The organism is Halopseudomonas sp. L-58 (assembly GCF_056859475.1).
Map to the genome: position 1 here is coordinate 1 of NZ_JBSXON010000079.1, position 9,956 is coordinate 9,956.

The following is a 9,956-nucleotide window of genomic DNA, read 5'->3' on the forward strand; positions in this document are numbered from 1 at the left end:
GGGAAAACCGGGTTTGTGAAAACATGTCAGGCCGTTCAAATCGAGTCTTGAAGGCCGATTATCAACGAATAATGTGCGGTTGCGGGGGCTGGAGCCGCCCCCGCGTTTTTTTACCGGACACTAGTGACGCAGAGCGTGGGAACGATCAGCAACGGTGAGAAAGGGAAGCTATGGCGCAGTTGCGATCAACGATGCAACGTCGATCACCCACTCCGCCACGGCAACGCCGGCGCCGCCAACCGCTCCCCATCAAACCCCACCACCTTGCCGAAGCGCGCAGACTCGGCCTGCCACTCCTGCGTTGCTTCGATGATGTACTCCCGGCTATAGCCAACAAAATTCCAGAACATCAGCACCTTCTCGGCCGGCTCTCCGCCGATGAGAATCAGGCGGCTGTCGGGGGTTAGGGTCAGGTGCAGGATGCTGGTGCCGGGGTCTAGGGCGGCGAGTTCGTTTTCGGCGAAATGCGCGCCGTTGAACTCCAGTTCACCTTCCATCACCAGCAGGCCGTGTTCAAAGGCCGGATTGAGGGACAGTTCGCAACTGCCGCCGCTGGGGCTGTGGATATCCAGTCCGAGCAGCGGGCTGTAGACCTCGACCGGGGAAGTCTGGCCGGCAAACTCGCCGACCAGCAGGGTGAAGTCGATGCCCTTTTGCTGCCATCTGGGCAGATCCGGATAGTGGGTAAAGGCGGGCTCTGCGTCGGCCATGTGCGGAGGCAGGGCGATCCACAGTTGGGCGGCGTGGAGGCGGTCGGTGGCGTCGGTGGAGTCTTCGGTGTGGCTGATGCCGCGGCCTGCGGTCATCAGGTTGACTTCGCCTGGGCGAATCAGTTGCTCATTCCCGAGGCTGTCGCGGTGCAGCACGTCGCCTTCGATCATCCAGGTGAAGGTCTGCAGGCAGGTGTGCGGGTGGGCGCCCACGTGCATGCCTTCTCCGGATTCAAAGCGGGCGGGGCCGGCGTGGTCGAGGAAGCACCAGGCGCCGATCTGGCGGCGCTGGCGGGTGGGCAGCACCCGGTTGACTGGCAGGGTGCCGCCGATTTCGGCAGTGCGGGCCACGATTCGCTGTGGTGCAGGTGTCGGCATGGGACGGTTCCTCCGTTGCTGGGTCGCCGGGCGACATAACTCGATACACACGGCGCGGAAACTCGGGCACGCCTCCACGGTCGGTGTTTCAACGCGAATAACGATCATGCGGCCACCCGCGGCCCGAGGCAATGCCATGCAGGAACAGAGTCTGCCATCCCGCCATCTGACCCGGCGCTATCTGCCGGCCCGCTACCTCCCGCTACTTGCCACCCTGAGCTGCCTGTTGCTGCTCGCTGACGACGTTATCCAGCAGTGGTTTACCAGCATCAATCACGCCGAACTGGAGCTACGCTACGTGCTGGTGCTATGGCTGTTCAGCCTCGGCCTGTGGCTGGCTGCCAACCGCTGGCTGACTGCACTGGTGCTGACGCTGCTGGCAGGCATGCAACTGATCCAGTTGGGCAACATGGCCTACACCGGCATGCCGTTGCTGCCCTCCGACCTGAGCGGGCTGTTCGGGGAGTTCGCCGATGTGCAGCAAACCGCCGTTGCCCAGCTCGGCAATCACTGGCATGTGCTGCCCAGTGTGCTGCTGCCCTACGGCGCGCTGTTTGTGCTGCATATGAGCCTGACGCCACGGATCTCTCCGCGTGCGCGCTGGGTGGGCTGGATTCTGGTGCTGATCGTGCTGGCAGCCAAACCCTACCGGGCAACCTACCGCGACATGACGCACTTCATGCCGGGGCCGACCCGCTCGTCGCTGCACAACAGCCTGAACAGCTTTGCCTTCTACGCAGTGAACCTGGCTGGCCGTGAGCAGCAGGCACTGCCGCAGAGCCCGTTCCAGCCCTACCAGGTGAGCTTTGCCGCGCCCACGGCAAAACACGTCTGGATCGTGATGGCCGACTCGCTGCGCAGCGACCGGCTGGGCGTCATGGGCTACCAGCGCGATACCACGCCATTCCTGTCCCGGCTCAGGGACGACGGAGAACTGCTGGTACGCCAGGGCATTGCCGCGGGCGTCTCCACGGCGGTCAGCCTGCCGGTATTTCTGAACCTGATTCGGGAGCCGGGCCAGAATCATCTCTTGCGCGAGCAGCCGCACAACCTGTTCCGGCTGGGCCGCGAGCAGGGCTTCAATACCTTCTGGCTGTCATCCCAGGAGTCCAAGCTGCTGACCTTTGCCGGCAAGCGGTTTATCGACGTGTCGATTACCCGCGAGGACTTTCCGCTGCTGTTTTCCCAACGGCAGGACCACGCCCTGAGCGACCTGCTGCCACGCAAGCAGTGGGGCGAGCGCAACCTGGTGATGATCAACCTGCGCACTGCACACAGCCCGTACGATCACAACTACGAGAACCACGACGAGCCGATTGCCCGCTGGCCCACAGACGGTCCGCTCAGCCGTGACGTGCGCGAGGGTAATGCCTATGACAATGCGGTGCGCTACTTCGACGATGTGGTCGCCGATATTGTCGCCCAGTTCGATCAGCTGGAAGGCGAGCGCTATCTGCTGATTACCGGCGACCACGGGCAATTGCTCGGCGAGAACGAGGTCTGGGGCCATAACCGGCTGTTGCCGCCGGTGGTAGACGTACCGGTGATGGTGCTGGCACGGGATGCACCACAGGGGGCGCTGGACGATCTGGCCGGCCAGCGCTGGGTCAGTCACTACGAGGCCGGTCTGTGGCTGGCCCAGCGCCTGGGCGCGCGGGTAGTGAATCCCAACGCCGATCCGGCGGTGCACTTCGTCAAGGGTAAGCTGCTGCTCGGCGATAACAGCATCATGCAGGTGAAAGAGTCCGGTGAGGGTCTGCAGTTCAGCGAACCCATGCTGCTCAGCAAGTGGCTGCAGGGCCCGGCCCAGCGCACGCTGCCCGCACCCGATCAGCCAGCAGATCCTGGCTGATCGGGTGCGGGGTCAGACCCGCCGCCCTTCGACCGGGATCTTGTAGAACAGGCTGTAGATCACCGGCAGCACCACCAGCGTGAGCACGGTGGCAAAGCCCAGACCAAACATGATCACCACGGCCATGCTCTGGAAGAAGGCGTCGGTGAGCAGCGGCGCCATGCCGAGGATGGTGGTCAGCGCGGCCATCGAGACCGGGCGTACCCGGCTGATGGCCGAGTCCACCAGGGCGCTGTAGGCCTCCTTGCCGGAGTCGATCTGCAGGCGGATTTCATCAACCAGCACGATGCCGTTCTTGACCAGCATGCCGCTCAGACTGAGGAAGCCCAGCAGCGCCATAAAGCCGAACGGGATACCGGTAAGCAAAAAGCCGAGGGTCACACCGATCACCGCCAGCGGTACGGTCAGCCAGATGATGGCGGCGCGCTTGAGCGAGTCGAACAGCAGGATGGTGATCAGGAACATCGCCAGATAGCCAAGCGGCAGGCTGCCGAACACCGCTTTCTGGGCATCTCGCGAGCTTTCGTATTCCCCGCCCCACTCCAGACTGTAGCCCCGCGGCAGCTCGATCGCCTCGACCTGCGGACGGATGCGGGCGAACAGTTCGGCGGCGGTCTGGCCGCTGATGATGCTGGGGTCGGCCTGCACGGTCAGGGTGCGCTTGCGGTCCTCGCGCAGGATCAGCGGGTCCTCCCAGTCGGTGACAAAGCCGCTGACCACCTGGGTGATCGGAATATAGGTACTGCGCGCCGAGCTCCAGACCAGCAGGTCGTTGAGGGTGCTGGCATCCAGGCGCTCGTCTGCCGGGGTACGGGCGACGATGGGCAGCATGCGGGTGCCGTCACGGTAAAGCCCGACGTTGACGCCGCTGAAGTTCATTCTCAGCAGGGTATCCAGATCACGCTTGTCGACCCCCAGTTCACGCGCCTGCGCCTCGGCAAACTGCGGGCGGACCAGCTTGGTGCGCTCGCGCCAGTCGTGCATCACGGCATCGGCGACCGGGTCGGCCTTGATGATGTCGATCGCCTGCGCGCCAAGCGCACGCAGCACCTGCGGATCGGGCCCGGTGAAGCGGGCTTCGATCTTGCTGTCGCTGCCGGGGCCGAGCATCAGTTGCTTGAGCTTGACCTTGGCGGTCGGGTGCTGCTGCTTGAAGTACTCGTCAAGCTGGGCAATCAGCGGGGCGATCTGGTCGCGCTGCTCGGTGCGTACCAGCAGCTGGGCATAGTTGGCGTGAATGCGCTGGGGGAAGTAGGTGAGGATAAACCGCAGCGCGCCCTGACCGATGGTCGACGTCACCTCGGTCACGCCGTCCTGCGCCAGCACATGACGATCAATCTCGGCCACCACCTGCTCGGTGTAGCGAATGTCGCTGCCCTTGGGCAGCCAGACATCGACAAAGAACATCGGCGTATTGGACGGCGGAAAGAAGCTTTTGCGCACCTGACTGAATCCGCCGACCGCGACCACCAGCAAGGCGGCGAGCATGATCAGCGTCAGCACCCGGTGGTGCAGGGCGGCGGCGAGCAGTTTGCGGTACAGCACGAAGACGATGCCGCGGTAAGGGTCCTGCGGCTCGCCCTGTTCGCCCTGCGCGGTCTGATCGCGGAAGAACAGGCTGGCGAAGAAGGGGGTCAGGGTGATGGCGGTAACCCAGCTCAGGGTCAGCGAGATCAGCAGCACCTGGAACAGCGACAGGCAGTACTCGCCGGTGGAGTCGTCCGACAGCCCGATGGGGGCAAAGGCGATGATGGCGATGGCGGTGGCGCCGAGCAGCGGCAGGTTGGTCTGACGCACGATGTCGCCGGCGGCCTGCAGGGTGGTCTGGCCGCGCTGGCGGCCGACCAGAATGCCTTCGACAATGACGATGGCGTTGTCCACCAGCATCCCCAGCGCGATCACCAGAGCGCCGAGCGAGATGCGCTGCAGCTCGATCCCCAGCATCTGCATGAAGATAAAGGTGCCGAGCACCGTCAGCGCCAGCACCAGACCGATCAGCAGGCCACTGCGCAGGCCCATGAAGACCAGCAGCACCACCACGACGATGGCCACCGAGGCCAGGAAGTTCCAGACAAAGCCGCCGACCGACTGCTCCACCTCGTCCGCCTGGTTGTAGAACACGTCGACGTGCATGCCGGCCGGGCGCTCTGCGTCCAGCTCGGCCAGGCGTGCGGCGACCGCGTTACCCACATCGACCACGTTGACGTGGGCGGCGTAGGATACGCCCAGCCCCAGCGCGGCCCGACCCTGGGCTCGGTAGAGGCTGGTCGGGGTTTCGGCAAAGCCGCGGCTGACCCGCGCCACATCGCCCAGATACACACGTTTGGAGCTGCCGGGCTGGCTGATGATCAGCCGCTCCAGTTCCTCGACATCCTGAAACTCACCGGTCGGATGCAGGCGGATCGACTCGCTGCCGACCAGCATGCGGCCGGCATCGGAGACCACGTTCTGCCGGCTGAGCAGGTCGTAGAGTCGCTGCGGGGCGATGCCCAGCGCGGTCATCCGCGCACGCGAGATTTCCAGGTGCACCTGCTCCTGGGGCACGCCGGCCAGAGAGACCTTGCCGACGCCGTTGACCAGCACCAGCTCGCGGCGCAGGTAATCGGCGTAGTCACGCAGCTCGCGGTAGTCGTAGCCGTCCCCGCTGATCATCATGAAGGTGCCGTAGACGTCGCTGAAGTCATCCTGAATCTGCGGCTCGCTGACGCCCGGCGGCAGATTCGGGCGCAGGTCGTTGATGCGCCGGCGCATCTCGTCCCAGATTTGCGGCAACTGGTCCGGGCCGTATTGTTTCTGCACCTCGACAATAATCTGCGACAGCCCGGCGCTGCTGGTGGAGGTAATGGTGTCGATATACGGCAGCTGCTGAATGGCGTTTTCCAGCGGGTAGGTCAGCTCCTCCTCAACCTGCTGCGGGGAGGCGCCGGGGTAGGGCGTAATGACCATCGCCATCTTCAGGGTAAAGGCCGGGTCTTCCAGCCGCCCCAGATCCAGGAAGGCGATGATCCCGCCGATACCGAGCAGCAGCGCCACCAGCCAGCTGGTGACCCGGCGCTGGATAAAGTATGCGGCTATGTTCATTTACAGCCCCCGCTCACGAACCCAGGGGCGCACCACCTGACCGTCACTCAGCTCAGCGCCGCCGGCGGCGACGATTCGCTCGCCGGCCTGCAGGCCGGTCAGCACCTCGATACCGTCGCGGGTCAGCTGGCCGACCGTCACGGCGCGGGCAACAACCTGCAGCGCGCCGTCCTGCTCGGCGACCACCCAGACCTGGCGATGCTCGCTGTCTTCGCTGTCCGGGCTGAATACCGCCTCTACCGGCACCACAACCGGAATCTCGGCCTGGCGGCTGATCTCGGCAAAGTTGACGATCACGGTGGCGCTCATGCCCGGCAGCAACACCAGACCATCGGGGATCGGCATGCTCAGGGTAACGTCATAGGCCAGGGTCGAGGGGTCCGGCTGGCTGGCGTACTCCTTGTAGTCGGCGTCAATCAGCGCCTCGGGGTAGTTGTCCAGCCGCACCTTGGAGCGCAGCTCGGCCGGCTGCAGGTCGCGGCGCAGGTTGCTCAAGAGGTTTTCCGGCAACTGGAACACCACGTCCATACTGTCGCCACTGTAGAGGGTGGCAATCGGCTGGTTCGGCTGCACCACCTGGAACTGCTCAACGTGGGTGCGGGCCACCACGCCGTCAAACGGGGCGGTAATGCGCGTGTAGGCCAGCTCCTGGCGCGCCAGATTGAGCGCCGCCTCGGCCGAGTTGAACTGCGCCTTGCGCTGGTCGTATTCGGCCTGCGACACCATCTGCCGCTCAACCAGCTGCTCCATCCGCGTCAGCTGGCTGCGGGTCAGATCGTAGCTGGCCTGGCGATCACTGAGTTTGAGCCGGTAGTCGGTATCGTCCAGACGGGCGATCAGATCACCGCGCTGCACCTTTTGGCCCTCATGGACCTCCAGGCTCTGCAACTCGCCACCCAGACGGAAGGACAGCTGGGCCTCTTCAGGTGCCTTCAGCCGCGCCGGAAACTCGCGGATGCGCTCCGCACCCGGCTCCGTGACGGTGAACAGCTTGACCGGCCGGGGCTTGTCCGCCTGCGGGGCGGGCGGTTCGGAACAGCCTGCGAGCGAGGCGGCAACGACAATGGCCGAAAGACCTGTGGCAATCCAGCGTGCGACGCAATCCATAGGTAACCTGTGACGTAGATGGCAAAAAGAAGGAAAAATAGCTGACGGCATTATAGGGCTACAAAACGCTACATGGCGGTTAATCCTGACCATTCCCGGCCATTTTGTCGGCTTTTTCTGCCATGCGACCCAGTGCCGCAACATTCGGGCTTGCACTCTGGCAACCTTCAATCTATTTTTTTATATATTGTTTTGACCTTAATCGTACTGCCGTGAGGTGACCATGCTGTTTCGCCAACTGTTCGACGCTGCTTCCTCTACCTACACCTACCTGCTGGGCGACCCGGCCAGCGGCGAAGCCCTGCTGATTGATCCGGTGTTCGAGCAGACCACCCGCGACCTGTCACTGCTGCAGGAGCTGGGCCTGACCCTGAAGCTGGTGGTCGACACCCACGCTCACGCCGACCACGTCACCGCCGCCTGGCTGCTGAAGCAGAAAACCGGCTGCCAGATTGCATCGGCCGCGGTCATCAACGCCGAGTATGTCGACCTGCCGCTGCACCACGGCCAGCGCTTCGGCGTTAAAGGCGTCGAGCTGGAAGCCCGTGCCACCCCCGGCCACACCGACGGTTGCATGAGCTACGTTCTCGCCGATCAGTCGATGGTGTTTACCGGCGATGCACTGCTGATTCGTGGCTGCGGACGCAGTGATTTCCAGCAGGGCAACCCGCACACCCTCTACCACTCGATCACCGAGCAGCTGTTCAGCCTGCCCGACAGCTGTCAGGTGTATCCGGCCCACGATTACAACGGCCGGACCCAGAGCAGCATCGGTGAAGAGCGCGCCTTCAACGCCCGGGTCGGCGGCCAGGCCAACGAAAGCGACTTTGTCGGTTACATGGACGCCCTGCGCCTGCCCCACCCCAAACGCATCGACGAGGCAGTCCCGGCCAACCTGCGCAGCGGCAAGCCGCCGGAAGACCAGCTGCCGCTGCAGCAGGACTGGTGCGACGACCTGCGCATCACCTACGCCGGCGTGCCGGAGGTGGGGCTGGAGTGGCTGATGGCACACCGCAATGGCGTGACCCTGCTCGACGTGCGCGAGCCCGCCGAGTGGGAGCAGGAGCCTCTGCCGGCCTACCTTGGCGACACCCTGCAGATTCCGGTCGGCAGCCTGCACGAGCGCATTGCCGACATACCGGATGTGTTGCCGGTGGTCGCCCTTTGCCGCTCGGGCAGACGCTCTGCGCTGGCCACCAACATCCTGCGCGAAAAGGGCAGACCGCAGGTTGCCAGCCTGCGCGGCGGCTGGCTGGCCCTGCCGCAGGGCTGACCGACTCGGTGCGCCAGCCCGGATAATGCTTCAGATTGGTGCATTATCCGGGTTGGCGTGCTGCCATTTCCTGCCATGCCTGCGCGCGAAGAACGTCGTACTGGCGGCGAGCCCGGCGGACGGCTAAAATTTTTCGTCATTTCCTGAACAAATGGCCAGTTTTTTGCTGCAGGGAAAGATCGGCCCCGCTCCAACGGACGCGGAACGGTCGCCAACAACTAGATCCCAGGAGAAGCATTCATGAGTTTCAAACGCACACTCGCTCTGGCAGCAGCACTCGTCATGCCGCTGCAGGTCATGGCAGCAGATGACCCGCTGAAAGTCGGTTTTGTTTATGTTGGTCCCATCGGTGACCACGGCTGGAGCTACCAGCACGACCAGGGCCGCAAGGAGCTGGAAGCCCATTTCGGTGACAAGGTGCAAACCACCTACGTTGAAAACGTCAACGAAGGCGCCGACGCCGAGCGCACCATCCGTCGTCTGGCCCAGGCCGGCAACGACGTGATCTTCACCACATCGTTCGGTTTCATGAATCCGACTGCCCGCGTCGCCGCCGACTACCCGGAAAAGACCTTCCTGCACGCGACCGGCTACAAGCGCGCTGACAACCTGAGCACCTACCTGTCCGTAACCTACGAAGGCCGTTACGTCACCGGCACCGCTGCCGGCATGGTCACCAAGAGCAACGTGCTGGGCTACATTGCTTCCTTCCCGATTCCGGAAGTTATCCGCGACATCAACGCCACCTACATGGGCGCCAAGGCGGTCAACCCGGATGTTGAGCTGAAAGTCGTGTGGGTCAACACCTGGTTCGATCCGGCCAAGGAAGCTGACGCTGCCAACACCCTGATGGACCAGGGCGCCGACGTTATCGTTCAGCACACCGACAGCCCGGCACCGCTGCTGGCAGCCCAGAAGCGTGGCGTATGGGGCGTTGGTCAGGCTTCCGACATGAGCCACTTCGCACCTGAAGCGCACCTGCTGTCCGTGGTCAACGACTGGGGTCCGTACTACATCAAGAGCGTTCAGGACGTTATGGACGGCACCTGGGAATCGTCTGACTACTGGGGCGGCATCCACGATGGCGTGATCAAGATCGAGTCCATCAGCGACAAGCTGACCGAAGAGCAACGCGCCAAGGTCGACAGCGTTATCGAGTCGATCCGCAGCGGCGAATTCCACCCCTTTACCGGCCCGATCAACGACCAGAGCGGCACCCTGCGCGTGGCCGACGGCGTGGAAATGACCCACGAAGAACTGGCCGGCATGGACTGGTACGTCGAAGGCATGACCGCCTCCATTCCGAAGTAAGCACATGCACTACACCGGCAGCGTGCCCATCACACGTCGACGGTGAACCGCAGGCAACGAAAAACCCGAGCAATGCTCGGGTTTTTTTATGGGCCGGGAGGGTCGTATATGGTCTCCTCCCTCATTGCAAGGCATCAGTTTTTGACGGCAAGAGCAGGTTGTCTGTCGTATATCCGGCCTCAGTGTGCAGCACAGTGCTGCGGGCCTCGATGAGCAGTCGCCACGTATCGTCCTTATCGAGCTC

The 9,956-nt window shown here is 63.6% G+C and carries 6 protein-coding genes; 3 read left to right on the forward strand and 3 right to left on the reverse strand.

Annotated elements, in window-relative coordinates; translation table 11 throughout:
* Window positions 1-203: 203 nt before the first annotated feature.
* On the reverse strand, window positions 204-1,088 hold the full coding sequence (locus tag AC13EY_RS15970) for a pirin family protein (protein ID WP_482876211.1): 885 nt from the start codon (window positions 1,086-1,088) through the stop codon (window positions 204-206).
* A 136-nt stretch (window positions 1,089-1,224) separates the two neighbouring features.
* On the opposite strand from AC13EY_RS15970, the gene AC13EY_RS15975 reads away from it, so the two are divergent.
* A complete protein-coding gene (locus tag AC13EY_RS15975; protein WP_228247717.1) occupies window positions 1,225-2,940 on the forward strand; it encodes a sulfatase-like hydrolase/transferase in 1,716 nt (571 codons plus the stop codon).
* A 12-nt stretch (window positions 2,941-2,952) separates the two neighbouring features.
* Here AC13EY_RS15975 and AC13EY_RS15980 read toward each other — a convergent pair whose 3' ends face one another.
* Window positions 2,953-6,021 carry an efflux RND transporter permease subunit gene (locus AC13EY_RS15980; protein ID WP_228247718.1) on the reverse strand — a complete coding sequence of 1,023 codons (3,069 nt, stop codon included), beginning with the start codon at window positions 6,019-6,021 and terminating at the stop codon, window positions 2,953-2,955.
* Window positions 6,022-7,128: an efflux RND transporter periplasmic adaptor subunit gene (locus tag AC13EY_RS15985; protein ID WP_228247719.1), complete on the reverse strand. Its 1,107-nt coding sequence runs from the start codon at window positions 7,126-7,128 to the stop codon at window positions 6,022-6,024. It abuts the gene before it with no gap.
* Between the two features lie 223 nt (window positions 7,129-7,351).
* Here AC13EY_RS15985 and AC13EY_RS15990 point away from each other — a divergent pair, with 223 nt between their 5' ends.
* Window positions 7,352-8,401: an MBL fold metallo-hydrolase gene (locus AC13EY_RS15990; RefSeq protein ID WP_228247720.1), complete on the forward strand. Its 1,050-nt coding sequence runs from the start codon at window positions 7,352-7,354 to the stop codon at window positions 8,399-8,401.
* Between the two features lie 240 nt (window positions 8,402-8,641).
* Complete coding sequence (locus AC13EY_RS15995; protein WP_147811324.1) at window positions 8,642-9,712, forward strand: BMP family ABC transporter substrate-binding protein; 1,071 nt, start codon at window positions 8,642-8,644, stop codon at window positions 9,710-9,712.
* The last annotated feature ends 244 nt before the right edge of the window (window positions 9,713-9,956 follow it).